Raw genomic sequence first — 25,473 nt, forward strand, 5'->3', positions numbered from 1 at the left:
TTGCCGAGGTTGATTCAGATTCACCGCAGTCGAACCGCCCTGCCTTCCGGTGAACGCGTGCTGCCGCAGCGCCGCGGGAATGGCATCAATATCGTTTGCTGCCTGACGGTTTGGCCGGCGATGCGCCCAGCGCTAGCGGCGCGTTAGGCGCTGCGATCCGGAGCCGGGGAAGGTGGCGGTCGCGAGTTGGAGGATCTCGCCGCGGTCGGCCGACAAGATGAATCCGCTTTCGATTGTCCGGTCCAGCGCGGCGCTGAAGTTGTCGAGATACTGTTGCGCTCCGCCCGGATAGAGCCGGTCCAAGGTGGCGGCGTCGAAGGGTTCGCCGGAGCCGAAGATGGCGGCCATGATGCTGTCCTGGGCGCCGTGGCCGGATGTCCGTGCGATCGGCACATCCACCCACGGGGTTCGGATGCCGTCGGTGGCCAGGCCGTTGCGATCCAGCACGGGCCGGGCCAGATCGCTGTCGTGCATCGCGATGCGAGCCGCGTGTGGCGCCGGCTCGCCGGTGCGGACCCAGGAGCTCAGCGCGCTCACCGCCGCCTGAACCACGTAGTGGTGCTGCGGCGCAAAGTTGATGTAGTAGTCAAGTTGGCGCCCCATCAGGGTGTCGGTCGGCGCATAGGCGGCCACGATCGCGTCCAGCGGCGCGTCGCCGGTGTCGATCGGTGCGACCTGGATCGTGTAGTTGTCGGCATGAGCGGCCCCGGGAATCTCCCAGACCCGCAGCCACTGATTGTCGGGCTGACGCGTGTAGACGTAACCCCGGCGCACACCCCCGAACAGGTCGGTTTCGGTGATGATCGTGATCAGTGGGACCCGAAGATCCGGACGGAAGGTGACCGCTTGTGGTGTTTCGGATTCCTCGAATACGGAGCCGCCGTCCAGCGGTGCGGCGGAGGCGAATCGCGAATGCACGAGGAATCCGTCGTAGATCTCGGCCAGCGGGTCGACGGCATTGATGTAGGTCGTCAAGAACATCGCCGATTGGGACTCGCCCATGGCCACCAGGTGTTGTAGGCGCAGACCGCGCAGCAGGTCATGAGGATCGGCATCCCGGAGCAGTCCGCCGGCCTGGGAGAAGATGTCGTAGCAGAAGGCGTCGCCGGGGTGGTGCAGGGATCGGTAGCGCGCTGGGTCTTGGTTCTTGAGTGACAGGTCCGCGCCAAGCAGGCCTGGGCCACCTTCGACGCCGACCCGTTGGGCCGAGATCGCAACGTAGGCGTATCCGGCGCGAACAATTTCGCGATGCGCCATCATCCATACCGCTGGAGCGTCGATGCCGCCGCTGACGTTGAGCCATTCCAGCAGCACCGTGCCGTTGAACCTGGCCGGATCCGCCGGAGTCAGCACCACCATCCGGGTCGTGTAATCGGCGGTGTCCGAAGGTATTACGTCCCAACGGCCATCGGCGCCGAGCTCGGCCGCGGGGACATAGGAATGCGCCGTTCCGGAGACGAAGAACTCCTCGACGAGGTAGCCCAGCCCGCCCAAATCGAAGGCGCCCAACAGCAGCGCCGGCTTGCCGGGCACGGGCGCGACGCGCAAGGAACCGGCCATCGTCAAATCGAAGCCGGCAGGCCGAATTTCGGGAACAGTGAGCCGTCCAGGAAGGCTGTCACATGTGACACTCGGCCGTCAACCATATCCAGCACATGCAACTGAAAGGGCACATGGGTCTCACCCGCCCGCATGTACATGGCCGCGGCGGGCTGGCCGTTGGTGACCAACGGAATAAGTCGCATATCGCCGGGACATTCGGCCGGGCACTGCTGGTGAATGAGCGTGATGATGTCGCGCGCGCCCTGATACCAGCCGGCATAGGGGGGGCATCTCCCAGATCGCCTCGGCGGTGAATATCTCCACCAGCCGGTCGATGTCGTGGGCCTCGAATGCGGCGATGTAGCGAGTCAGCAGGTCTTGGGCTTCCGGCGAATCGGGTGCGACCAGTCCGTCATCGGCACTGGGCTGGGCGGTCTCGAGCTGTGCCCGGGCCCGTTGCAGCAGGCTGTTCACGGCGACGGTGGTCGTGCCGATCGCTTCGGCCACCTCGGCGGCCTTCCATTGCAGCACGTCTCGCAACAGCAGCACCGCTCGTTGCCGGGGAGACAGATGCTGCAACGCGGCGACGAAGGCCAACCGGACCGATTCCCGGGAGCCGACGATGACCGATGGATCCGCCGGATCGGCCATCAAATCGGGCAATGGCTCGAGCCAGGGCACTTCGGCGCGCTCGACCAGCGGTGCCGTCGGATCCGAACCCGAGGCCGCCAGCCCCGTCGGCAAGGGCCTGCGTTGCCGACCCTCTAACGCGCTCAGGCAGGTGTTGGTGGCGATCCGGTGCAGCCAGGTCCGCAGCGAGGACTTGCCCTCGAAGCGGTGGTAGGACTTCCACGCCCGCAGCAGCGTCTCCTGCACCAGATCCTCGGCGTCATGTACCGACCCGGTCATCCGGTAGCAGTGGGCCAGCAACTCACGCCGGTAGGGCTCGGCGTGGACAGCGAATTCGTCGCCGGCCGGCCGTTCGCGTTCGGCGGCGGGGGCGGTGAAGTTCGCTATGGAGTTCTGCGTGGAGTTCCCGGCGAGCGCACTCACGTCAATGAGCCTACGCAGAGTCGCTGACATTCCCAGTCCTCGAGCAACTACGCTGCCGGTAATGAATACGACCCGCACTGAACGGACCTTCGACGGTGTCGGCGGCGTGCACATCGTCTACGACGTCTGGACGCCGGATGCCGCGCCGAAGGCGGTCGTCGTGCTGGCTCACGGGCTGGGTGAGCATGCCCGCCGTTACGATCACGTCGCCCAACGGTTGGGAGCGGCCGGGTTGGTCACCTATGCCCTTGACCACCGTGGCCACGGCCGCTCCGGCGGCAAGCGGGTGCTGGTTCGAGACATCTCCGAGTACACCGCCGACTTCGACACCCTGGTGGGCATCGCCACCCGGGACAACCCGGGCCTGAAGTGCATCGTGCTCGGACACAGCATGGGCGGCGGGATCGTGTTCGCCTACGGCGTCGAGCGCCCGGACAACTACGACCTGATGGTGCTCTCGGCGCCGGCGGTGGCGGCCCAGGATCTGGTGTCACCGGTGATCGCGGCGGCCGCCAAAGTTCTTGGCGTGGTGGTGCCGGGGCTGCCGGTACAGGAACTGGACTTCACCGCCATATCCCGCGATCCGGAGGTGGTGGCGGCCTACCAGAACGATCCGCAGGTCTACCACGGTCGAGTCCCGGCCGGAATCGGTCGGGCGCTGCTGCAGGTGGGGGAGACCATGCCTCGGCGGGCTCCAGCCTTGACGGCGCCACTGCTGGTGATACACGGCACCGATGACCGATTGATTCCGATCGAGGGCAGTCGTCGCCTGGTCGGACATGTCGGATCCGCCGACGTCGAACTCAAGGAGTATCCCGGGCTGTACCACGAGGCCTTCAACGAGCCGGAGCGTGATCAGGTGCTCGACGATGTGGTCTCCTGGATCACTGCGCGGCTGTAAACCGCATGGACCCGGAAATGTCGGATCACTTCCGTAGTTTGGCGCCATGACCGACGACAAGATGCTGGCCCGTATCGCGGCCCTGCTGCGTCAGGCCGAAGGCACCGACAACGCCCACGAAGCCGATGCTTTCATGAGCGCTGCCCAACGGCTGGCCACCGCGGCCTCCATCGACCTGGCCGTGGCCCGCTCTCATTCGGCCCATCGGTCCGCCGCTTCGGCGCCGACCCAGCGCACCATCACCATCGGGACGGCGGGCACCCGCGGTCTGCGGACCTATGCCCAGTTGTTCGTGCTCATCGGCGCGGCAAATGACGTGCGTTGTGACATCGCAACGAATTCGACGTTCCTCTACGCCTATGGGTTCACCGAGGACATCGATGCGACCCACGCGCTGTACGCCAGCCTGGTGGTCCAGATGGTGCGGGCGTCGGATGGCTACCTGGCCACGGGCGCGCACCGGCCCACCCCGACGATCACCGCCCGGCTCAACTTTCAATTGGCGTTCGGGGCGCGGGTCGGTCAGCGCCTGGCCGAGGCGCGCGAGCAGGCGAAAACCGAAGTTGCCATGGACCGAAGCCGGGCGCCGGGCACCGAGATCGCGCTGCGGGACAAGGAACTTGAATTGCGCGACCATTACCGCAGTGCGTCGCAGGCGCGTGGTACCTGGCGGGCCACCAGGGCCTCTGCCGGGTATTCATCGGCGGCGCGGCGCGCGGGCGACCGGGCCGGGCGCCAGGCGCGGCTTGGGAAAAGCCCCGAACTGCCCGGGGCGAGGACCGCCCTGGATCGGTGACAGCGGCGGAGTCGTCCAAAAGGGACTTCCAGCGTGCCAAGGTGTACGCGGCCGAGGAGTTCGTCCGGACCCTGTTCGATCGTGCCGCCGAACACGGCACACCCAGCGTGGAGTTCTTCGGAACGCAGTTGACACTGCCGCCGGAAGGCCGGTTTGCGTCGGTGTCGTCGGTGCAGAGTTATGTCGATTCCGTGCTGGGGCTGCCCGCGGTGCGGCAACACTGGCCCGCCGTGTCACCGCTGCGGGTGCGGGCGCGCCAGGCGGCCACCGCGGCGCACTACGAAAACCGCGGTGGCGTGGGAACCATTGCCGTTCCCGGCGCTGGTCCCGGCCGTGGCGCCGGCGATTGGGCGATGCGCGAGCTGGTGGTGCTGCATGAAGTGGCGCATCATCTGTGTCAGGTGCCGCCGCCGCACGGCCCGGAGTTCGTGGCGACGATGTGCACCCTGGCCGAGTTGGTGATGGGGCCCGAACTCGGTCACGTGCTGCGGGTTGTGTACGCGAAAGAGGGTGTGCGGTGAGCTCGTCGGGTCACGATGCCCCCGCTGACGTCCGTGCCCGCCAAGTTGAGTCCGAAATGACCGACGAGGAGCGCTTCTCGCTGTTGCTGGGTGTGATGGGGGCCGGCGACCTGTGGCCGCTGCGTGATGAACGCATACCCGCGGACGTGCCGATGTCTGCCGGGTACGTGCCGGGGATTGCGCGGCTCGGGGTGCCGGCGTTGCTGATGAGCGATGCCGGCCTGGGCGTCACCAATCCCGGGTATCGCCCCGGTGACACCGCCACCGCATTGCCGGCCGGACTTGCGCTGGCGGCCAGTTTCAACCCTGCGCTCGCCCGTAGCGCGGGTGAAGTGATCGGTCGCGAGGCCCGCAGCCGCGGGTTCAACGTCCAATTGGCGGGAGCGATGAACCTGGCTCGGGACCCGCGCAACGGGCGCAACTTCGAATATCTTTCCGAGGACCCGTTTTTGACGGCGGCCATGGTCGCAGAGTCGATCATCGGCATCCAGCAACAGGGTGTCATCTCAACGGTCAAGCACTTTTCGTTGAACTGCAATGAGACCAACCGGCACTGGTTGGATGCCGTCATCGATCCCGATGCCCACCGCGAATCGGACTTGCTGGCCTTTGAGATTGCCATCGAACGCGCCCAGCCTGGCGCGGTGATGGCGGCGTACAACAAAGTCAACGGTGTGTATGCCGCCGCCAACGGGGAGTTGATCAATGAGGTGCTCAAAGGGGCCTGGGGATATCGCGGTTGGGTGATGTCGGACTGGGGCGGCACGCCGGGATGGGAGTGCGCGCTGGGTGGCCTGGATCAGGAGTGCGGCGCCCAGATCGATGCGATCCTTTGGCAATCAGAGGCATTCGGCGATCCGCTGCGGGCCGCGTACCACGAGGGGCGGCTTCCCAAAGCTCGCCTCTCGGAGATGGTCCGACGCATCCTGCGGTCGATGTTCGCGGTCGGTGTCGATCGCTGGGAGCCGGCACCGGCGCCCGACATGGATGCCCACGACGAGGTCGCCGCTGAGATCGCACGCCAGGGAATTGTGCTGCTGCAGAACAGGGGAGTGCTACCGCTGACGCCGGCGCCGGGCACCCGCATCGCCGTCATCGGCGGCTACGCGCAGCTTGGAGTGGTGGCCGGCTACGGCTCCAGCGCTGTGGTTCCCCCCGGCGGCTACGCCGAGGTGATTCCGATCGGCGGGGCAGGACTGACGGCGGGCGTGCGCAACCTCTATCTGCTTGGGTCAAGCCCGCTCGATGAGTTGCGTACCCAGTTTGGCAACGCTGAGCTCGAATTCGATCCGGGGATCAACCCAGCGGAGGCGGTGGCGGTGGCCCGGCGGGCCGACGTCGCGGTGGTATTCGCAATCCGGGCCGAGGGCGAAGGCTTCGACAGCGCCGACTTGACGCTGCCGTGGGGGCAGGACGCGGTGATCAGTGCGGTGGCGGCGGCAAACCCGAACACGGTGGTCGTGCTCGAGACCGGCAACCCGGTGGCCATGCCGTGGCAAGACCCGGTGAACGCGATTGTGCAGGCCTGGTATCCGGGCCAGGCGGGTGCCCGGGTCATCGCGGAAGTCCTGGCCGGCCGGGTGAATCCGTGCGGGCGGCTGCCGATCACGTTTCCGGTCGGCCTCGGCCAGACACCGCGCCCGGAGCTCCCCGGCTACGGGGCGCCGGTGGGAGCGCCGATGCGCATCCACTACCGCGAGGGCGCCGATATCGGCTACCGCTGGTTCGCTACCACCGGAGAGGTTCCGAACTTCGCGTTCGGGCATGGGCTGACCTACACCAGTTTCGGCTACCGGGACCTGGCGGTCAGCGGCGGCGACACGGTGACGGTCACGTTCGGGGTCGCCAATACCGGCGATCGAAGCGGGGCGGATGTCCCGCAGGTGTACCTGACCGCGGTCACCGGTGAGCCGCGGTTGCGGCTATTGGGGTTTGAGCGAGTCGAACTCGAACCGGGCCAGTCGTGTGCCGTGGAGATCGTTGCCGATCCACGACTGCTGGCCTGCTACGACGGCGCCGCCGGGTGCTGGCGCATCGAAGCGGGCACCTACACGGTCGCGGTGGGCGCCTCGGCGGCCGCGTTGAGCGCGGCCGCCGAGGCGGAGCTGGCCGGCCGGACATTCGGACGCTGATCGCCGGAATCGACGAGTTCCCGGGATCCGGCCGGCCCCTCATGCCTACTGGACGGGAACCAAGGCGTCACCGCAGGTGCAGCGGTAGGGCTCGCCGGAGCCCGAGCAGTGGCACGGTACCTCGATCCGAACGCGACAGCCGCAGCCTTCGTGGCCGCAGGTCAACATGGTCCCGGCCTCGTGAGTTGCCATCGGTATCTCCCTCATCCAAGTCATGGGACTGAAGTCCCTCCGGTTTACCTCCGCAAGATTTTATACCCTATACGGGTATCTGGTAAAGGATGATGGGTGATTTTGGGGTAGCCGATCGGGTCGTCGGGCTCAGCTGGTGTGGCCGCCGAGGCCGTCCGCGCCGGTCTTGCCCGGTCCGCCGTTGGCTCCGCCGGGCGGGGTGCCGGTGCCTCCGGTGCCGCCGGTGCCACCGCCGCCGCCGATGCCGCCCACAGCGCCGTCGCCGTTGCCGCCGGCCCCGCCTGCGCCGCCGTCGCCCCCGCCTCCGCCGTCGTCGCCGTCGCCGCCGTTTGCTTTGCCGCCGGTGCCGCCGCCCCCGCCCTTGCCGCCGTCGCCCCCGTCGCCGCCAGTCTGGCCGGCCGTGGTTGCGGTGCCGCCTGTCCCGCCGTAGCCGCCGGTTCCGCCCTTACCTCCGGTTCCGCCGTTTCCGGTGCCGTTCGCGATTCCCCCGGTGCCGCCGAACCCGCCGGCGCCGCCGGTGCCGCCGGGCCAGGCCGGGAGCGCCGTTGGCGCCGGCTCCGCCCTGGTCACCCGGGCCGGCGTTTCCGGCGTAGTAGCTGTTGCCGCCGGTGCCACCGAACCCGCCTTCGCCCCCGTTACCGGCACTTCCGATGCTGCCGGCGGTGCCCGCGCCGGTGCCGGGCAATCCACCCTCGCCGCCGGCGCCGCCGGTTCCGCCGACGCCGCCGGGCATGCCCTCGTAGGTGCCGTTGGTGATGCCGCCGTAACCGCCCTTGCCGGCGTATCCGCCTTGGCCGCCGGTGCCGCCGCTGCCATTAGCGGCACCGGCACCGGCCGAACCGCCAGTGCCACCGGTACCGCCCTTGCCGCCATCTCCGCCGGCAAACCCCGCTGAGGTGGCCCCGCTGCCGCCGGTGCCGCCGATGCCGCCGGCGCCACCATTGCCGGCGGCACTACCGCCGGGCCCGGGGGCACCGCCTGTCCCGCCGGTGCCTCCGGTGCCGCCGGCGTATCCCGCCGTTCCGAAGCCGGTGTCGCCGTACCCGCCGGGGCCGCCGGTGCCGCCATCGCCACCGTTGCCGCCGATACCGCCGGGGCCCGGGTTGCCACCGGTGCCGCCGGTTCCACCGATCCCGCCCATGGCGCCCGCCGCATCAAAGCCGGTGCCCCCGTAGCCGCCGCCTCCGCCGATGCCACCGGTGCCGCCGTCGCCGCCGACGGCCGCCGTCCCGCCGGTCCCCGGGTCACCGCCGGTGCCGCCGGTCCCCCCGCTGCCCCCGGCATAGCCGTTTTCGTTGTAGTCGCCCGGGCCGCCGGAGCCGCCGTTGCCGCTGGTGCCGCCGGTGCCACTATTGCCGCCGGTACCACCGGTGCCGCCGGCGCCGCCAGTGCCGCCGGGTTGCTCGAACGAGCCGGCGCCGCCGTAGCCGCCCTGTCCACCGTCGCCGCCATCGCCGCCCCGGCCCCAGGCCACCTGGGTGCCGTCGCCGGACGTGCCGCCGGCAGCGGAGTTGCCGCCGGTGCCGCCCTCGCCGCCAACCCCGCCGGTCCCCCGGATGCTGTTGCCCCCGTAGCCGCCGCCCCCGCCGCCACCGCCGTCGCCGCCATAACCGCCGTAGCGGTCGGTTCCGGCGGTGGCGTTCGCGCCGGTGCCGGCCGCTCCGCCCGCTTCGCCCTTGCCGCCGGTGCCGGCCACACCGTCGGCGCCATCACCATGCCCGGGCAAGCCGCCACTACCGCCGTAGCCGCCGTCTCCGCCATCACCGCCCCCGCTGCCGGTATCGGGGGTGCCGGTGCCGCCCCTCCGCCCTCGCCTCCGGTGCCTCCGGTGCCGCCCGCGCCGTTGGTGCCCCCGGGAAGACTGTTGCCGCCGTTTCCGCCGTCGCCGCCGTAGCCCCCGCTGCCGCCGATGTCTCCGGTATCGCTCTTGCCCGCTGCGCCGTTGCCTCCGGTGCCGCCCGCCCCTCCCGTGCCTCCGGCGCCTCCGGTGCCGCCCGCGCCTCCGCTACCGGCGACGCCGCTGACCCCTCCGGTACCGCCCTTGCCGCTGCTGCCCCCGTTGCCCGCACCGCCGCCGGTGTCGGTGGTGCCGCTGCCCCCGTCGCCACCGGCGCCTCCGAGGCCGCCGTTGCCGCCGCTGCCGTTCGTCCCACCGGCGCCGCTGTTGCCGCCGGAGCCACCCTGGCCACCAGCGGCGCCGTCGCTGCCGTTGTCGCCGGTTCCGGCCACCGCGTTGGCCCCGGCCCCACCCGTGCCGCCGTTTCCGCCCCCGCCGCCGTTGCCGTAGCTACCGGCCGATCCGCCGAACCCGCCGACCCCGGCGGCTCCGCCCGCGCCCGCGGCGCCGCCGTCACCTCCGGTGCCGCCGGCGGCCGCGTTGATCCCGGCGGCAGCGGCCGCCCCGGTACCGCCGGTGCCGCCCATCCCGCCGCCGCCTCCGTGGCCGCCGGCGCCATTGAGACCCAACAGACCGGCGTCGCCGCGCGCCCCGGCGGCTCCGCCGGCACCGCCACGGCCGCCATCGCCGCCGACGTCGTTGCTGAGCTGGCCGGCCTGTCCATTACCTCCCGCACCTCCGGTGCCGCCGTCGCCACCGACACCCGCGTGCCCGAACCATCCGGCGGCTCCGCCGGCCCCGCCGTGGCCACCGCCGCCGCCGTTCCCGCTCTGTTGATTGGGCAGCGCCGCGCCGCCGCTACCGCCGAGCCCGCCGGCCCCGCCGGCGCCGCCGTAGCCAAGCAATCCGGCCCGCCCGCCGGCCCCGCCGGCACCGCCGTCCCCGCCGGCCAGACCGACCCCACCGGTGCTGCCGTTGCCACCGGCCCCGCCGTTGCCGAAGAACCCGCCGTTGCCCCCGATTCCACCGGCCCCGCCGGCGCCACCGTGCCCGCCCGCACCGCCATTGCCGAAAAATGCCGCGGACCCGCCGGCGCCGTCGATCCCGCCGGCACCGCCTTGGCCGCCGATGCCGCCATTGCCGATGAGGCCGGCGGATCCGCCGGCGCCGCCGGCCGTTGCAGCGTTGGTGCTGGTTCCGCCGTTGCCGCCGTTGCCGTACAAGATGCCGCCGTCTCCGCCCGGCGTCCCGACCCCGTTGACCGTGGTGCCGTTGGCGCCGTTGCCGATCAGCGGCCGGCCCAGCAGTGCCTGAGTGGGCGTATTGATCACCCCGAGCAGGGCGTCGGCAGCATTGGTCGCCTCGGCAGAGGCATATGAATTCGCGCTAGCCAGAACGGTTTTTGTGAACCGGTCATGAATGGCGGCCAGCTCGGCGGCCAGCAGCTGATAGGTCTTGGCGTGCTGGGAAAACAGTGCCGCGATCGCTGTGGACACCTCATCGGCCGCGGCGCTGGCCACGTTGATGGTCGGGCTGGCGGCAGCGGCGTTTCCCTGGGTCAGTAGCGCCCCGATGCGCTCTATGTCGGCCGCGGCCGACGCCATGGCTTCCGGGGAGACCAGTACAAACGTCATCGCGCACCTCGCTGTACCTCACGAATCCATCGCCCAGCAGGTGCTGGGCGATGGATTCCACGATGGTATCGCCAAGGTGTGGCGCCTGTCGCGGTTGTCGTGGAAACGCGCGGCATCCCAGGGCGCCGGTGGCGCAGCCGTGGGTACGGCCCGGGTGGCGGGCACCGGCCCGGGCGGCTGGTGGTTCCAGAACCGCTCAACCACAAGCCATCCGGGCTTATCGGGTTAGCCGCAGACCGCGCCGATCGCGGCGGAGCCGACCAGCTTGACGTACTTGGCCAGTACGCCGGTCTTGTAACGCGGCGTCGGAGGAGTGAAATTCTGTTGACGGGCCGCGAACTCTGCCGGGTCGGTCAGAACGTCGAGCGTCCGGCCGGCAACGTCGAGCCGGATCCGGTCGCCGTCGCGCACGAACGCGATCGGTCCGGCATCCACCGCCTCGGGTGCGATGTGTCCCACACAGAAGCCCGTTGTGCCGCCGGAGAATCGACCGTCGGTCAACAGCAGCACGTCTTTGCCGAGCCCGGCGCCCTTGATCGCGCCGGTGATGGCGAGCATCTCCCGCATCCCGGGGCCGCCCTTGGGTCCCTCGTAACGGATCACCACCACGTCACCGTGGGTGATGGTGCCGTCCTCGAGGGCATCCAGCGCGGCCCGCTCGCCGTCGAAAACCCGTGCCGTTCCTTCGAATACATCGGTGTCCAAGCCGGCCGTCTTGACCACGGCACCTTCGGGGGCCAGGGATCCACGCAGGATGGTGATGCCCCCGGTCGCATGGATCGGGTTGTTCAGCGCGCGTAGCACCTTGCCGTCCGGGTCCGGCGGAGCAATGGCCTCCAGGTTCTCGGCCACGGTCCGGCCGGTCACGGTCAGGCAATCCCCGTGCAGCAGGCCGGCATCCAGCAAAGTCTTCATGACCACCGGCACGCCGCCGATGTGGTCGACGTGGGACATCACATGGCGGCCGAACGGCTTGACATCGGCTAGGTGCGGCACCTTCGAGCCGATCCGGCTGAAGTCGTCGAGCGTGAGCTCGACGTTGGCCTCATGGGCGATCGCCAGCAGGTGCAGCACCGCATTGGTCGAGCCGCCGAATGCCATCACCACCGCGATGGCGTTCTCGAACGCCTCCCGGGTCATGATGTCGCGAGCGGTAATGCCCTGGCGCAGCAATTCGATGACGGCTTGACCGCTTTGCCGGGCGAACCCGTCGCGGCGGCGGTCGGTGGCCGGGGGCGCCGCGCTGCCCGGCAGCGACATGCCAAGTGCTTCAGCGGCACTGGCCATCGTGTTGGCCGTGTACATCCCGCCACAGGCACCCTCGCCGGGGCAGATCGCGCGCTCGATGGCGTCGACGTCGGCTCGGCTCATCAACCCTCGCGAGCACGCGCCGACCGCTTCGAACGCGTCGATGATGGTGACCTCGCGTTCGCTGCCGTCGGAGAGCTTGGCGACCCCCGGAAGGATCGAGCCCGCGTAGAGAAACACCGACGCCAAATCCAAACGGGCGGCGGCCATCAGCATTCCGGGCAGGGATTTGTCGCATCCGGCCAGCAGCACCGAGCCGTCGAGGCGCTCGGCCTGCATCACGGTTTCCACGCTGTCGGCGATCACTTCGCGCGACACCAGGGAGAAGTGCATGCCCTCGTGACCCATCGAAATGCCGTCGGAGACCGAAATCGTGCCGAACTTAAGCGGGTAGCCGCCCGCGGCGAACACCCCCTCTTTCACCGACTTGGCCAGCCGGTCCAGCGAGAGGTTGCACGGCGTAATCTCGTTCCAGGACGAGGCAACCCCGATCTGCGCCTTGGCGAAGTCTTCGTCGACCATGCCTACCGCCCGCAACATGCCACGGGCAGCGGCTTTTTCCAGTCCGTCAGTGACGTCGCGGCTACGGGGCTTGATATCGGCTTCTGGCATTGCCCAAGTATGCTCGCAGGGTCATCGTCGCCAAAATCGGGACCTCATACCCCAACGGGGTATATCATGCAACTGAGTCCCTCCGGCAAGTGTGATCAGAGACTTCCGTCGGGGGAGCGTTCCGAGCGTATGGAGAGTTATGACAACCGCACACGGGTATTCGCAGCAGAAGGAAAATTATGCCAAGCGGCTGCGCCGGATCGAGGGTCAGGTGCGCGGCATCGCCCGCATGATTGACGAGGACAAGTACTGCATCGACGTGCTCACCCAGATCAGCGCCGTCAACAGCGCACTGCGGTCGGTGGCCTTGAACCTGCTCGACGAACATCTGAATCACTGCGTCACCCGCGCGGTGGCCGAGGGGGGCACCGACGCCGACGGCAAGCTCGCGGAGGCGTCCGCGGCCATCGCACGTTTTGTTCGTTCGTAACGCGAGGGTGTGTTGCGGGGCCACCGGGTTTAATGCCGCCGGTGTGGTGCGTACGGTGAGAGCAGCGTGATCGGTCGTAGCACTACCGCAGTACCGGCCGATCCCGTCGCACTCGCCATGACTTCCGAAGCCCGAACCGCAACCACCGCAGCGCGACCGTGGACGCCACGAGTCGCTGCACAACTGTCTGTGCTGGCGGCGGCGGCCTTCATCTATGTGACCGCGGAGATCCTGCCGGTTGGCGCCTTGTCGGCCATCGCGCGGAACCTGCACATCAGCGTGGTACTGGTGGGGATCCTGTTGTCCTGGTATGCGCTGGTTGCGGCCCTGACGACGGTTCCGCTGGTGCGCTGGACCGCGCACTGGCCGCGCCGCCACGCCCTGATGGTCAGCCTGGTGTGTCTGACCATCTCGCAGCTCATCTCGGCGCTGGCGCCCAATTTTGCGGTGCTGGCCGCCGGACGGGCGCTGTGCGCGATCACCCATGGCTTGCTGTGGTCGGTGATCGCCCCGATCGCTACCCGATTGGTGCCGCCCAGCCACGCCGGACGCGCCACCACCTCGATCTACATCGGGACCAGCCTGGCGCTGGTGATCGGCAGCCCGCTCACCGCGGCCCTGAGCCTGATGTGGGGCTGGCGGCTGGCCGCGGTTTGTGTGACGGTCGCGGCCGCCGTTGTGACGGTGGCCGCCCGGCTGTTGCTCCCCGAAATGGTGCTTAGCGCCGATCAGTTGCAGTATGTGGGCCCGCGGTCGCGGCATCACCGCAACCGGGCGCTGATCATCGTCAGCCTGATCACCATGGTCGGCGTCACCGGCCATTTCGTTTCCTATACCTACATCGTGGTGATCATCCGGCAAGTCGTCGGTGTACGTGGGCCCAGCCTGGCCTGGCTGTTGGCCGCCTACGGTGTCGCGGGTGTCGTCGCGGTGGCGCTGGTGGCGCGACCGCTGGACCGCCGGCCAAAGGGCACCATCATTTTCTGTGTGGCCGGGCTGACGTTTGCGTTCGTGCTGCTGACCGCGCTGGCATTCGGGGGTCACCTGGCCCCGATGACGGCGTTGGTGGTCGGGACGGGGGCGATCGTGCTGTGGGGCGCCGCTGCGACCGCGGTGTCGCCGATGCTGCAATCCGCGGCGATGCGCAGCGGGGCCGACGACCCGGACGGCGCCTCCGGCCTTTATGTGACGGCATTTCAGGTGGGCATCATGGCCGGCTCGTTGATCGGTGGGCTGCTCTATGAGCGGAGTGTGGCGATGATGCTGACCGCTTCCGCGGGCTTGATGGGCGTGGCGCTGGTCGGGATGACGTCGGCTCGCCGCGTGTTCGAGGCCCCGGTCGCGGTTGCTGGCGCAACTTCACACAACCAGTAAAGTCGCAGGTCAAAGACTCGGAATCGTCGGCTGACGGGGTTTTGGACGGTCGCGGAATGGGCATCGGGTGGCTGTGCTATGCCACACTGGGTTCCAGGACGTGACCGGAGGGATGTCATATGTCGCGCTGGACGAGAGGCCGAATCAGGGGAAGCCTCTTCGCCGCTGTCAATGCGGCCGGAGTCGTTGGCGTGCTGCTGCTGGGTGCCGGCCCCGCTGTTGCCGACCCGGATGACGCTCCCGGCGATCCGCCGGTGATTGCCCCGGCCGAACCCGCGCCGGACCCGCCGGGGCCGCTGGCGCTGCCGCCGATGCCCGACCCGCTGGCGCCGCCGCCGTTCCCCGACCCGTTGGCCCCGCCGCCATTGGTGCCGGTCGCTGCCGGTCCGGTGGCCGGGCAGGACCCGACTCCGTTCTTCGGCCCGCCCCCGTTCCGGCCGCCGTCGTTCAACCCGGTTGACGGTGCGATGGTTGGAGTGGCCAAGCCGATCATCATCAACTTCCAGGTGCCGATCGCCGACCAGGCGATGGCCGAAAGCGCCATCCACATTTCGTCGATTCCGCCGGTGCCGGGCAAGTTCTATTGGATGACTCCGACGCAGGTGCGCTGGCGGCCGTTCCAATTCTGGCCGGCCAACACCGCGGTGAACATCGACGCGGCGGGCACCAAATCGAGCTTCCGCACCGGTGACTCGTTGGTGGCCACCGCCGACGACGCCACGCACCAGATGACGATCACCCGCAACGGGGTCGTCGAGCAGACCTTCCCGATGTCCATGGGCATGGCGGCCGGTAACCACCAGACGCCCAACGGCACGTACTACGTGCTGGAGAAGATGCCCACGGTGGTGATGGACTCCTCGACCTACGGTGTGCCGGTCAACTCGCCGCAGGGCTACAAGGTGACCGTCGCCGACGCCGTCCGGATCGATAACAGCGGCAACTTCGTGCACAGTGCGCCGTGGTCGGTAGGGGACCAGGGCAAGCGCGATGTCAGTCACGGCTGCATCAACCTCAGCCCGACCAACGCCAAGTGGTTCTTCGACAACTTCGGCAGCGGTGACCCGATCGTGGTGAAGAACTCGGTGGGGACCTACAACAAGAACGACGGCGCGCAAGACTGGCAGATCTAGCGGTGCCGGTGCTGGTGCGCGCCTGAGGGCGCAATACCGGCCCTGAATCTGCACTGAATCGCGCCCGGCGCCCAATTTCGCGAGTGCGCTCGCATGTCGGGGACTGCTGAACCCACCGCAAATTCCCGATGTCGATTTCTGAACAGGGCTTTCGCCGGTCCGGGTGTTATGTATAGCAGCATACATATGCCGAGTCCGCGCGAACGGATGGTCATTTCAGCCGTACTTCTGATTCGCGAGCGTGGTGCGCGCGCCACCGCCATCTCCGATGTGCTGCAACACAGCGGCGCACCGCGCGGGTCGGCCTACCACTACTTCCCGGGCGGACGCACTCAGTTGTTGTGTGAGGCCGTCGACTACGCCGGCGCGCATGTCGCAAAGATCATCGGTTCGGCGAACCGGAGTTTGGACCTGCTTGACACCCTCATCGATCAGTATCGTGAGCAGCTGCGCGCCAACGATTTTCGCGCTGGCTGCCCCGTCGCGGCGGTCTCGGTCGAAGCCGGCGAACCATCGGATCGGGAACGGATGGCTCCGGTGGTCGAGCACGCGGCAGCGGTGTTCGACCGCTGGTCGGATCTGATCGCGCAGCGGTTCGTCAGCGACGGCATACCCCTGGATAGCGCCCACGAGTTGGCGGTGACGGCGATGTCGACGCTGGAAGGCGCACTCCTGCTGGCTCGGGTGCGGCGTGACCTGACGCCGCTGGATGTTGTTCACCGCCAACTGCGCAGCATGCTGCTGGCGCAACGGCCGGAAGGGAATCGCAATGACCACAACTGACTGGCAGCCCACGGCCTGCATCCTGTGCGAATGCAATTGCGGCATCGTGGTACAGGTCGAGGATCGTACGTTGGCCCGCATTCGTGGCGACAAAGCGCATCCGGCGTCACGGGGGTACACCTGCAACAAGGCTTTGCGGCTGGACCACTATCAAAACAGCCGAGGCCGGCTGACGGCGCCGTTGCGGCGCCGCCCGGATGGGACCTACGAGGAGATCGACTGGGACACCGCCATTGTCGAGATCGCCGAGGGGTTCAAGCGCATCCGGGATGTGCATGGCGGCGACAAGATCTTCTACTACGGCGGAGGGGGCCAGGGCAATCACCTCGGCGGTGTCTACAGTGGCGCCTTCCTGAAAGCCCTGGGCTCCCGCTACCGGTCAAATGCGTTGGCACAGGAGAAGACCGGGGAGGCGTGGATAGACGGGAAGCTCTACGGCGGTCATACCCGTGGTGAGTTCGAACACGCCGAGGTGTCGGTGTTCATCGGGAAGAACCCCTGGATGTCGCAAAGCTTCCCCAGGGCGCGGGTGGTGCTCAACGAGATCGCCAAAGATCCCGCCCGGTCGATGATCGTCATCGACCCTGTCGTCACCGACACCGCGAAGATGGCCGACTTTCACCTGCGGGTGCACCCCGGCGCCGACGCCTGGTGCGTCGCCGCATTGGCGGCGGTTCTGGTCCAGGAAAACCTCTGTGACGAAGCATTTCTCGCCGAGCATGTGCGCGGTGTGGAAGAAGTCCGCGAGGTCTTGGCTGAGGTGCCGGTCGCCGAGTTTGCGCAGCGTTGCGGGGTCGACGAGGAGTTGCTGCGCGCGGCCGCGCGGCGCATCGGCGGCGCCGCCAGCGTCGCGGTGTTCGAGGACCTCGGCGTCCAGCAGGCACCCAACAGCACGCTGGTTTCCTACCTGAACAAGATGCTGTGGATTCTCACCGGAAATTTCGCGAAAAAGGGCGGCCAGCACCTGCATTCGTCGTTCGCCCCGCTGTTCAGCATGACCTCCGGGCGCACCCCGGTCACCGGGGCACGGATCATCGCCGGACTGGTGCCGGCAACGTGGTTCCCGAGGAGATTCTCACCGACCACCCCGACCGATTCCGCGCCATGATCGTCGAGAGCGCCAATCCCGCTCACTCCCTGGCTGATTCGGCGGCCTGCCGGCAGGCGTTCGAGGCGCTGGAACTGATGGTGGTCATCGATGTGGCGATGACCGAGACCGCCAGGCTCGCCCACTACGTGCTACCGGCCGCTTCGCAATTCGAGAAGCCCGAAGCCACCTTCTTCAACCTGGAATTCCCGCACAACGCGGTGCATCTACGGCACCCACTGCTGGACCCGTTGCCGGGCACGTTGCCCGAACCCGAGATCTGGGCCCGGTTGGTGCGCGCCCTGGGTTTTGTCACCGACGATGATCTGCGGCCGCTGCGGGAGGCGGCGCAGCGGGGGCGTCAGGCGTACACCGAGGCGTTCCTGGTGGCGGTGGCCTCCAATCCGAGCGTGGCCAAACTGCTTCCCTATGTGCTCTACGAAACGCTGGGCCCCACCTTGCCCGACGGTATGGCCGGCGCCGCCGCGCTGTGGGGACTGGCGCAGAAGACGGCGATGACCTACCCGGATGCGGTTCGGCGGGCTGGGCACACCGACGGGAACGCGCTGTTCGACGCGATCCTCAACGGTCGCTCCGGGGTCACCTTCACCGCCCACAACTACGAGGACGACTTCGAACTCATCAATAACGACGATCACAAGATCGCACTGGGCATTCCCGAAATGCTGGACGAGATAAGGTCACTGGCCGACCTGAAGATGTCGTTGACCACCACAGAGCTGCCGATCGTGCTGTCGGTGGGCGAGCGCCGCGCCTACACCGCCAACGACATCTTCCGTGACCCGTCGTGGCGCAAACGCGACGCCGATGGCGCACTGCGTGTCAGCGTCGAGGATGCCCAGGCTCTCGGGCTTACCGACGGATGCCGGGCCCGGATCACCACCGCGGCCGGCGCCGCCGAGGCGACGGTGGAGGTCACCGAGGTGATGCTGCCCGGGCATGCCTCGCTGCCCAACGGTTTCGGCCTGGACTACGTCGACGGCGACGGCCGAACCGTTGTTCCAGGAGTCGCCCCGAACGCGCTCACCTCGACCAAATGGCGCGACCCCTACGCCGGGACGCCCTGGCACAAGCATGTGCCGGCCCGAATCGAGGCCTGCCGAGCAGACGCGTAATCGCATATCCAGCCGCGAAACCGTGCGAGTTTGTGTCTGCTCGCCGGGGTCAGGGGCTAGTTCCAGATCCTGACCCGGCTCTGCGGAGTCAGGAACAGCTCGTCGTCCTCGGCGACGTCAAACGCGTCATAGAACGCGTCCAGGTTGCGCACGACGCCATTGCACCGGAACTCCGGCGGGGAATGCGGGTCCACGGCGAGCCGCCGGATCGCCTCGGCGTCACGTGATTTGGTGCGCCACACCTGAGCCCAGCCGAAGAACACCCGTTGCACGCCGGTGAGACCGTCGATGACCGGAGCCCGCTTGCCCTGCAGCGAGAGCTGGTAGGCCAACAGGGCGATGGACAGTCCGCCCAGATCGCCGATGTTCTCACCCACGGTGAACGCGCCCTGGACATGCGGCGGGCCCTCGGAAGCCGCCAGATCCCGCGGCACGTAGGCCTCGTACTGGTCGATCAATGCCTTGGTCCGGTGTGCGAACTCGGTACGGTCGGCATCGGTCCACCAGTCGACCAGGTTGCCGTCGCCATCGTATTTGGCGCCCTGGTCGTCGAATCCGTGCCCGATCTCGTGTCCGATGACCGCGCCGATTCCCCCGTAGTTGGCGGCGTCATCGGCCTGCGCATCAAAGAACGGTGGCTGCAAAATCGCTGCCGGGAACACGATTTCGTTCATCCCGGGGTTGTAGTAGGCGTTGACGGTCTGCGGCGTCATGAACCACTCATCGTGGTCGACCGGGCCGCCGAGCTTGGCCAGCTCCCGGTCGTGGTCGACCGCGTAGCCGCGCCGGAAATTGCCGTAGAGGTCGCCGCGGTCGATCACCAACTTGGAGTAGTCGCGCCATCTGACGGGATAGCCGACCTTGGCGGTGAACTTGGCCAATTTGGTCAATGCCCGTTCGCGGGTCTGGGGGGTCATCCAGTCCAGGTCGGTGATGCTGATCCGGTAGGCCTCCCGCAGGTTGGCCACCAGCTTGTCGACGCGGTCCTTGGCATCCGGCGAGAAATGCCGTTGCACGTAGAGCTTGCCGACGGCGTCACCGGTCAGGCTCTCCACCAGCGCCACCGCCCGCTTCCAGCGGTCCCGAATCTGCTCGGCGCCGGTCAGCCTGCGGCCGTAGAACTCGAAGTCCTCGGCAACCAGGTCACTGGTCAGCCACGGAGCGCGGGCCCGGATCAACCGCCAGCGCGCCCAGCACTTCCAGTCTTCGAGGCTTTCGCTGGTCCACAGCGACGCGAAGGTCCGTAGGTAATCGGGTTGGCGCACCACCAGTTCGGCAACGGCGGCCGGGGTGGTGCCCACGGCGGTGACCCAGCCCGTCCAATCGAATCCCGACCCTTCGGTCTGCAGTTCGGCAAACGTGCGCAGGTTGTAGGTGAGTTCGGCATCGCGGCGTTTCACCACATCCCAGTGGGCCGCGGCCAGTTTGGCTTCCAGCGCCACGATGCGCGCCGCGACGTCGGCGTGGTCGGTGCTGTCGCCGCCGAACACCAGGCTGAACATCCGGGCGATGTGCCCGGGGTAGGCGGCCAGCACCGCGGCGTGGCGCTCCTCCCGAAACTAGGACTCGTCGGGCAGGCCGATGCCCGATTGGGAGAAGTGCATGAGATAGCGGGTCGAGTCCTTGGAATCGGTGTCGACGTACAGCCCGACGCCACCGCCCATCCCGGTGCGTTGCAGGGCCCCGATAGCCGCGGCCAGGGCGTCGCGATCGGCGGCGTCATCGATCGCGGTCACTTCGTCGTGCAGCGGCTGCAGGCCGACGCGCTCGACGGTCTCCTCGTCGAGGAAGCTGGCGTAGAGGTCACCGATGCGCTGCTCGTCGGTCCTGGTAGCGGCGCCCTGCTGACTGGCTTCGATGATCAGCTCGCGCACCTGCTCCTCGGCGCGGTCGAACAGGTGGCGAAATGCGCCGTCGGTCGCCCGGTCCGCGGGTATGTCGTATTCCTTCAACCAGCGACCATTGACGTGGCCGAACAAGTCGTCTTGCGGACGGGCATCAGGATCTACATGGCTCAGGTCGATACCCGAGCGAACAGCCGCATACGTCACCCCGCCATCTTTTCACCTCATTTCAAGTGCGACGATCGGGCCATGCCAGACGACGCCGCGGCCGATACCGCCAAAGACTCCGATCCGGATTCTGCAGACTCAGCGCCCGCCGCTACCGAGGGGGAGTCGTCCGGCGAAGGGATGTTCTCCAGCTATGGCGTCGGCTCGGCCTTCCTCGGCGTGCTGTCGGTGGCCGCGGTGGTGCTCGGTGTGCTGATCTGGATCGGCCACCGCGACGAAATCTCCGAGCGCGTCTACCTGACCCGTGTCATGCAGGCCGCCGCCGAATGGACGGATGTGCTGATCAACATGAACGCCGGCAACATCGACTCCAGCCTGCAGCAGCTGCACGACGGCACGGTCGGACAGCTCAACACCGACTTCGACGCGGCCGTGCAGCCCTACCGGCAGGTGGTGGAGAAGTTGCAGACACACAGCAGCGGCCGGATCGAGGCGGTGGCGATCGAAACGGTGCACCGCGATCTGGACACCCGGCCCGGTACCGCTCGGCCGGTGGTGACCACCAAGCTGCCGCTGTTTGCCAGCAGAACAGACTCGGTGCTGCTGGTGGCGACATCGGTCGCCGAGAACGCCGGCGTCAAGCCGCAGACGGTGCATTGGAGCCTGCGGGTGGAAGTCTCCGATGTCGACGGCAAGCTGTTGGTCTCCGGGCTGGCTTCGATCCGATGAGAAACGCATGGCGGCTTGCCGCATTCGACATCTTGGCCCCGCTGGTCGCGATCGCGGCGCTGGTCATGATCGGTTTCATCCTGGGCTGGCCGTGGTGGTGGATATCGGCGTGCTCGGTCCTGGTCCTGTTGGTCCTGGAAGGGGTGGCCGTCAATTTTTGGCTGTTCCGCCGCGATGCGGTCACTGTAGGCACCGACGACGAGGCGCCCGGGCTGCGCCTGGCGGTGGTCTTTTTGTGCACTGCTGCGTTGGTGGCCGCGGTGCTGACCGGATACACCCACTGGACGTCCCCCGACCGCGACTTCAACCGGGACTCGCGAAGGGTGGTCGCGATCGCCACCGGAATGGCCGAGGCGGTGGCCTCCTTCTCGCCGGGTGCGCCCAACGCGTCAGCCGACCGGGCCGCCGCGATGATGGTGCCCGAGCGGGTCGCGGAGTTCAAAGCGCAGTACGCCAAATCCAGCGCCGATCTGGTGCAACACAAGATCACCGCCCAGGCCGACACGCTGTCGGCCGGGGTTGAGGCGCTGGGGCCGTCGGCGGCCAGTGTCGCGGTGATTCTGCGGGTGACCCAGAACTCGCCCGGTCAACCGCCCAGTCAGGCCGCGCCCGCGTTGCGGGTGAGTTTGACCAAGCGCGGCAACGATTGGCTGGTGCTCGACGTGGTGCCGATCAACTCCCGCTAGCCGCGTCCTGGTCGGAGTCGGCCGCGCGGGTGTTCTTGACCCGCACGAACCGGTCGGACAGGCGACGCATCCGGATCATCAGCGAAGCCGACGGGCTCACGCTGCCGTCCAGGTAGGCGGCCAGGTCCTCGGGCGAAACGCCGATGCGGGACGCGAATTCCTGTTGGCCCAGACCCGATCGATCCATCAGCAGCTTGACGTGACGGGCGACCTCGGCGCGCTCATTGGCTTCCAGATGGGCTCGGGCCCGGTCCAGCACCTCCCACAGCGCTTTGGAGATGCCAATCGGCCGGGCTCCGCCGAGGACCTCTTCCACCTGGCGCGCGGTGCGACCGTAGGGGTCGCGCTTGAGCGCGGCGGCGATGCGCTTCCAGGTGGCGATATCGCCGCTCTGTAGCGCGGAACGGATGGCTGCCGTCGGCCAAAATTCCACCGGCTGGTCAACGAAGTGCTCGCGGTTGTCACCATCGGGGCGGTGTGGCGGCTGTACTTGCGCAGGTTTCCGCTGGTCGGTTGCCAACGTCACCTCGCCTCCTCCAACATGGCTACTGCCACCGCCAGACAGCGTTGCCGGACTTCCTCCCAGTCTGCCTTGTCATCGGGCTGGGGCCACTCAACGTCGACATCAGACGGATGCGGATCCGCAAGACGCCGAACCAGCTGGGTGGCGATCCATTGCCGCCTTGGCGGTTGACAACAGTAGTACCTGTCCATCCCCGCCAGTACGACGGCCGCGGTCTCGGGTTCCATCGCTTCGACCATGTCTGCAAGTTCGGCGTAATCCCGGCTGCTGTTACGGCTCATGATCAGGTAGCCCTTGAGACGCAACGTTTCGGCCCCGGTCGGGATCAGCAGCCGGTCCCCGGTGGGCAATTGGACGTTGGTGGTTTCCACCGGGCTGCGCCGCCGGTAGCTGGGCTCTCGCCCGCTGCCCGGGCCGGCCCGCCGCTCGGAGGCGTTGGTTTCCAGCGCGTCCAGTGCGATCGAGAGCCGCCCGCGCCACACGGTGACCGGATGGACCGGGCGCTCCGCCCACGACATCGCGCGCGCGATGCCGCTGCGGTAGGCCAGGCCGACGGCCTTTCGCGCGGCCGACTGCCCGTTGGAACCGTTCTTGGCCTCAGCGGCACCGCCCGGTCCCGCGGTGTCGGTGCCGCCGGCCAGGTTGAGGCCGTCCTTGACGAGCTCGGGAATCCGCTCCGGCCCCTTGCCGACCCGCTCACAGCCGGTGAATGCGAGGGGGTCCGCCACGCAGATGGTGTCGGGTGCCAGCTGCTTGAGCTTGGCCGCCGACTTGAGCACCATGCGCAAGTCGGCGCCAGGCGGAATCGTCGCGGCGATGTCCTCGGGAATGACCACGACGTCAGCGAGGTCGACCTCGGGCAACGGCCGGTCAAAGTCCACCGACGGCAGGATCCGGCCCAGCCATCTGGGCAACCACCAGTTCCACTGCGAGAACATCGCCATCAGGGCCGGCACCATGATCAGCCGCACGATCGTGGCGTCCACCGCGATCGCGACGGCGCAGGCGACGCCGATCTCGGCCACCAGCGGCATGCCGGCGAAGGCGAATCCGCAGAACACCGCGATCATGATCAGCGCCGCACTGGTGATGGTGCGTGCGCTGGTGCTCACGCCGTAGGCCACCGCGTCGCGGGTCCGGCCGGTGTGCAGGAAGCGTTCCCGGATTCGGGTGAGCAGGAAGATCTCGTAGTCCATGGACAGCCCGAAGGTCATCGCCAGGACCAGCGGCGGCACCGTGGAGTCGATGGAGGTCAGCTGGGGGAAGCCGAGCCGTTCCCCCCAGCCCCATTGGAACACCATGACCAGGCTGCCGTAGGCCGCCGCCACCGACAGCAAGGTCATCAGCACGCCCTTGAGCGCCAGCAGCACCGAATGGATCGAGATCAACAGCATCACGAAGGCGATCAGCGCGACGAAGGCCAGCACCAGCGGCTCGGTCGCCGACACCCGGTCATCGAAATCCTTGATCAGCGCGGTCGATCCGCCGACGTCGACTTGGGCGCCGCCGGCAGCCTGCGGTAGCTCGCTGCGCATCCAGTCGACGGTGTGGCGGGCACCCATGTCCTCGGGATCCACCGACAGCACCGCGCTCAGCAGCGCGCTGTCGTTGTCCTCGGCGAATTTCGGCGGTGCCACCGTGGTGACGTTGGGACCTTGGGCCATCCGCTGGCGGACCGCGCCGACCGTCTGGCTGTGTGCGGGCGTGGAGGCGCCGCCGTCGGGGAACTTGATCAGCACCTGGACCGGACCCAGCGCGCCCGGTCCCAGGGCCTGGGCCGCCGCGGACACCCCGGCGCGGATCTCGTGCGAGGAATCGAACTGGCGTAACAGGCTGTTGCCCAGCACCATCGACGCCGCCGGTGCCGCCATCAGCAGCAGCACGACCGAAGCCGACAACGCGGTGATCCAGGGCCGGTGCATCACCCAGCCCACCCAGCGGGTCCAGAACCGGGACTGGGTGCTTTCCGGCCGGCGCGACCAATGCAGCAGGGCCGACCTCTTGGCGGCGGCCCGGGCAAAGGTGGCCAGCACCGCGGGCGTCAGGGTGGCCGATGTCAGCATGGCGACGGCCACCGCGAGGATCGCCCCGGTGGCCATGGATCGCAGCGCCGGGGTGTTGATCAGGTAGATACCGCTGAGCGAGGCGACGACGGTCATGCCGGACAGCGCCACCGCCAGCCCGGACGTGGCCATGGCGGCGTCCACCGCCTCCTGGGGCTGACGGCCGGAGCGCAACTCCTCGCGGAAACGCATCAAGATGAACAGCGAGTAGTCGACGGCCAGCGTGATGCCGAACATCGACACCGTCGACGTCACGAACACCGACATCGTGGTGTGCATCGACAGCAGGTAGACCAGGCCCATCGTGACCACGACGGTGCAGATCCCCAGCGCCAGCGGGATGGCCGCGGCGGTCAGCGAGCCGAACACCGCCAACAAGACGATCAGGATGATGGGCAGGTTCCAGCGTTCCGCGGCGGCGATGTCGTGCTTGGTGTTCGCCGCCGCAGCGGCGCTGAGCGCACCCTGGCCGATGACGTAGAGCCGTACCCGGCCATCCGCCGTCTGTCCCGGTTTGTCGCCTTCCACGCCGACTCGCGCGCGCAGCTTCTTGGCGAGGTCGCTGGTGCCCGCGTTGCGGGCGTCCAGGCGCAGCGACACCACGTAGGGCCGATCGGGTTGCGGGGGCCGCTGGGTGGGGTCGGGCACCTCCGAGACCCCGGGAAATTCGCCGGCAATTCGTCTCAGTTGCGCGACCGCGTCGGTGATGTCCTGGTAGCTGGCATCCGGGCGCGGGGTCGCCACCAGGGCCAGCGAGGATGCCCCCTGGTCGGGGTATTGCGCCTCGAGCACATCGTGTACCCGAAGTGACTGGGACCCGGCGACCTCGAAGCCGCCACCGGTGAGATTCCCTGACTGAGTCAGCGCCAGATAGATTGCCGGGACCAGAGCCAGCATCCATCCGGTGAACACCAACCAGCGGAATCTGCGCAGGTTGCGGCTCAGGCGCATCATGAACTGCTGGATGTCGGACTCCCCGTAATTCTCAC

The 25,473-nt window shown here is 68.2% G+C and carries 17 protein-coding genes and 2 pseudogenes; 11 read left to right on the forward strand and 8 right to left on the reverse strand.

Annotation, left to right across the window (positions count from 1 at the left end):
* Positions 1-132 precede the first annotated feature (132 nt).
* Entirely contained in the window at positions 133-1,560 is a 1,428-nt protein-coding gene (locus MPSD_RS02655) for an alpha/beta hydrolase domain-containing protein (protein ID WP_086085139.1), read from the reverse strand.
* A gap of 120 nt (positions 1,561-1,680) precedes the next feature.
* The gene (locus tag MPSD_RS02660) at positions 1,681-2,595 is read right to left on the reverse strand and encodes a sigma-70 family RNA polymerase sigma factor (protein ID WP_020785076.1); all 915 of its coding nucleotides are present in this window, start codon (positions 2,593-2,595) and stop codon (positions 1,681-1,683) included.
* A 61-nt stretch (positions 2,596-2,656) separates the two neighbouring features.
* Here MPSD_RS02660 and MPSD_RS02665 point away from each other — a divergent pair, with 61 nt between their 5' ends.
* From MPSD_RS02665 to MPSD_RS02680, 4 genes are read left to right on the forward strand one after another with little or no spacing between them, the layout of a single operon-like run.
* Positions 2,657-3,496 carry an alpha/beta hydrolase gene (locus tag MPSD_RS02665; protein ID WP_012392405.1) on the forward strand — a complete coding sequence of 280 codons (840 nt, stop codon included), beginning with the start codon at positions 2,657-2,659 and terminating at the stop codon, positions 3,494-3,496.
* A 46-nt stretch (positions 3,497-3,542) separates the two neighbouring features.
* The gene (locus MPSD_RS02670; RefSeq protein ID WP_012392406.1) at positions 3,543-4,292 is read left to right on the forward strand and encodes a DUF2786 domain-containing protein; all 750 of its coding nucleotides are present in this window, start codon (positions 3,543-3,545) and stop codon (positions 4,290-4,292) included.
* Positions 4,289-4,813, forward strand: coding sequence for a TIGR04338 family metallohydrolase (locus MPSD_RS02675; protein ID WP_012392407.1), 525 nt, complete (start codon positions 4,289-4,291; stop codon positions 4,811-4,813). The genes MPSD_RS02670 and MPSD_RS02675 overlap by 4 nt, the downstream gene beginning before the upstream one ends.
* A gap of 56 nt (positions 4,814-4,869) precedes the next feature.
* Positions 4,870-6,945: a beta-glucosidase gene (locus MPSD_RS02680; protein ID WP_020785074.1), complete on the forward strand. Its 2,076-nt coding sequence runs from the start codon at positions 4,870-4,872 to the stop codon at positions 6,943-6,945.
* A 45-nt stretch (positions 6,946-6,990) separates the two neighbouring features.
* Here the strand turns inward: MPSD_RS02680 and mymT are convergent, their stop codons facing one another.
* From mymT to ilvD, 3 genes are all read right to left on the reverse strand, one after another.
* The gene (mymT, locus tag MPSD_RS02685) at positions 6,991-7,152 is read right to left on the reverse strand and encodes a copper-binding metallothionein MymT (RefSeq protein ID WP_231389811.1); all 162 of its coding nucleotides are present in this window, start codon (positions 7,150-7,152) and stop codon (positions 6,991-6,993) included.
* A gap of 114 nt (positions 7,153-7,266) precedes the next feature.
* Positions 7,267-10,608 (reverse strand): PE family protein, encoded by a 3,342-nt coding sequence (locus tag MPSD_RS30395; RefSeq protein ID WP_119571696.1) that lies wholly within the window; start codon positions 10,606-10,608, stop codon positions 7,267-7,269.
* 225 nt (positions 10,609-10,833) lie between these two features.
* The gene (gene ilvD, locus MPSD_RS02700) at positions 10,834-12,528 is read right to left on the reverse strand and encodes a dihydroxy-acid dehydratase (protein WP_086085138.1); all 1,695 of its coding nucleotides are present in this window, start codon (positions 12,526-12,528) and stop codon (positions 10,834-10,836) included.
* Between the two features lie 139 nt (positions 12,529-12,667).
* Here ilvD and ricR point away from each other — a divergent pair, with 139 nt between their 5' ends.
* The 5 genes and pseudogenes from ricR (at position 12,668) to MPSD_RS02725 (ending at position 18,471) form a co-directional block, all read left to right on the forward strand.
* Positions 12,668-12,958 carry a copper-sensing transcriptional repressor RicR gene (ricR, locus tag MPSD_RS02705; protein WP_086085137.1) on the forward strand — a complete coding sequence of 97 codons (291 nt, stop codon included), beginning with the start codon at positions 12,668-12,670 and terminating at the stop codon, positions 12,956-12,958.
* A 117-nt stretch (positions 12,959-13,075) separates the two neighbouring features.
* Positions 13,076-14,332, forward strand: a complete 1,257-nt coding sequence (locus tag MPSD_RS02710) for an MFS transporter (protein ID WP_036426981.1) — start codon at positions 13,076-13,078, stop codon at positions 14,330-14,332.
* Between the two features lie 119 nt (positions 14,333-14,451).
* Complete coding sequence (locus MPSD_RS02715) at positions 14,452-15,465, forward strand: L,D-transpeptidase (RefSeq protein ID WP_036425899.1); 1,014 nt, start codon at positions 14,452-14,454, stop codon at positions 15,463-15,465.
* A gap of 186 nt (positions 15,466-15,651) precedes the next feature.
* Entirely contained in the window at positions 15,652-16,248 is a 597-nt protein-coding gene (locus MPSD_RS02720) for a TetR/AcrR family transcriptional regulator (RefSeq protein WP_036425897.1), read from the forward strand.
* Positions 16,235-18,471, forward strand: a pseudogene (locus MPSD_RS02725) (molybdopterin-dependent oxidoreductase). The gene MPSD_RS02720 and the pseudogene MPSD_RS02725 overlap by 14 nt, the downstream one beginning before the upstream one ends.
* A 56-nt stretch (positions 18,472-18,527) precedes the next feature.
* On the opposite strand, the pseudogene MPSD_RS02730 reads toward MPSD_RS02725, so the two are convergent.
* Positions 18,528-20,522: pseudogene (locus MPSD_RS02730) on the reverse strand (M13 family metallopeptidase).
* Between the two features lie 42 nt (positions 20,523-20,564).
* Between MPSD_RS02730 and MPSD_RS02735 the strand changes: the two are divergent.
* Both MPSD_RS02735 and MPSD_RS02740 read left to right on the forward strand, forming a co-directional pair.
* Positions 20,565-21,212: a hypothetical protein gene (locus tag MPSD_RS02735; protein WP_020785063.1), complete on the forward strand. Its 648-nt coding sequence runs from the start codon at positions 20,565-20,567 to the stop codon at positions 21,210-21,212.
* The gene (locus MPSD_RS02740; protein ID WP_011739302.1) at positions 21,209-21,898 is read left to right on the forward strand and encodes a hypothetical protein; all 690 of its coding nucleotides are present in this window, start codon (positions 21,209-21,211) and stop codon (positions 21,896-21,898) included. The genes MPSD_RS02735 and MPSD_RS02740 overlap by 4 nt, the downstream gene beginning before the upstream one ends.
* Here MPSD_RS02740 and MPSD_RS02745 read toward each other — a convergent pair.
* Complete coding sequence (locus MPSD_RS02745) at positions 21,885-22,424, reverse strand: helix-turn-helix domain-containing protein (RefSeq protein ID WP_012392417.1); 540 nt, start codon at positions 22,422-22,424, stop codon at positions 21,885-21,887. The genes MPSD_RS02740 and MPSD_RS02745 overlap by 14 nt on opposite strands.
* Positions 22,421-25,438: an MMPL family transporter gene (locus tag MPSD_RS02750; protein WP_020785062.1), complete on the reverse strand. Its 3,018-nt coding sequence runs from the start codon at positions 25,436-25,438 to the stop codon at positions 22,421-22,423. The genes MPSD_RS02745 and MPSD_RS02750 overlap by 4 nt, the downstream gene beginning before the upstream one ends.
* Between the last annotated feature and the right edge of the window lie 35 nt (positions 25,439-25,473).

It is taken from the genome of Mycobacterium pseudoshottsii JCM 15466, assembly GCF_003584745.1.
In the GTDB taxonomy this organism is placed as follows: domain Bacteria; phylum Actinomycetota; class Actinomycetes; order Mycobacteriales; family Mycobacteriaceae; genus Mycobacterium; species Mycobacterium marinum.

Bases quoted from the DNA above. Each gene is read 5' to 3' on its own strand.
- MPSD_RS02655 (WP_086085139.1), bottom strand. From the start codon at position 1,560: ATGGCCGGTTCCTTGCGCGTCGCGCCCGTGCCCGGCAAGCCGGCGCTG.
- MPSD_RS30395 (WP_119571696.1), bottom strand. From the start codon at position 10,608: ATGACGTTTGTACTGGTCTCCCCGGAAGCCATGGCGTCGGCCGCGGCC.
- ilvD (WP_086085138.1), bottom strand. From the start codon at position 12,528: ATGCCAGAAGCCGATATCAAGCCCCGTAGCCGCGACGTCACTGACGGA.
- mymT (WP_231389811.1), bottom strand. From the start codon at position 7,152: ATGAGGGAGATACCGATGGCAACTCACGAGGCCGGGACCATGTTGACC.
- MPSD_RS02710 (WP_036426981.1), top strand. From the start codon at position 13,076: ATGACTTCCGAAGCCCGAACCGCAACCACCGCAGCGCGACCGTGGACG.
- ricR (WP_086085137.1), top strand. From the start codon at position 12,668: ATGACAACCGCACACGGGTATTCGCAGCAGAAGGAAAATTATGCCAAG.
- MPSD_RS02715 (WP_036425899.1), top strand. From the start codon at position 14,452: ATGTCGCGCTGGACGAGAGGCCGAATCAGGGGAAGCCTCTTCGCCGCT.
- MPSD_RS02750 (WP_020785062.1), bottom strand. From the start codon at position 25,438: ATGATGCGCCTGAGCCGCAACCTGCGCAGATTCCGCTGGTTGGTGTTC.
- MPSD_RS02735 (WP_020785063.1), top strand. From the start codon at position 20,565: ATGCCAGACGACGCCGCGGCCGATACCGCCAAAGACTCCGATCCGGAT.
- MPSD_RS02740 (WP_011739302.1), top strand. From the start codon at position 21,209: ATGAGAAACGCATGGCGGCTTGCCGCATTCGACATCTTGGCCCCGCTG.
- MPSD_RS02670 (WP_012392406.1), top strand. From the start codon at position 3,543: ATGACCGACGACAAGATGCTGGCCCGTATCGCGGCCCTGCTGCGTCAG.
- MPSD_RS02680 (WP_020785074.1), top strand. From the start codon at position 4,870: ATGACCGACGAGGAGCGCTTCTCGCTGTTGCTGGGTGTGATGGGGGCC.
- MPSD_RS02720 (WP_036425897.1), top strand. From the start codon at position 15,652: ATGCCGAGTCCGCGCGAACGGATGGTCATTTCAGCCGTACTTCTGATT.
- MPSD_RS02665 (WP_012392405.1), top strand. From the start codon at position 2,657: ATGAATACGACCCGCACTGAACGGACCTTCGACGGTGTCGGCGGCGTG.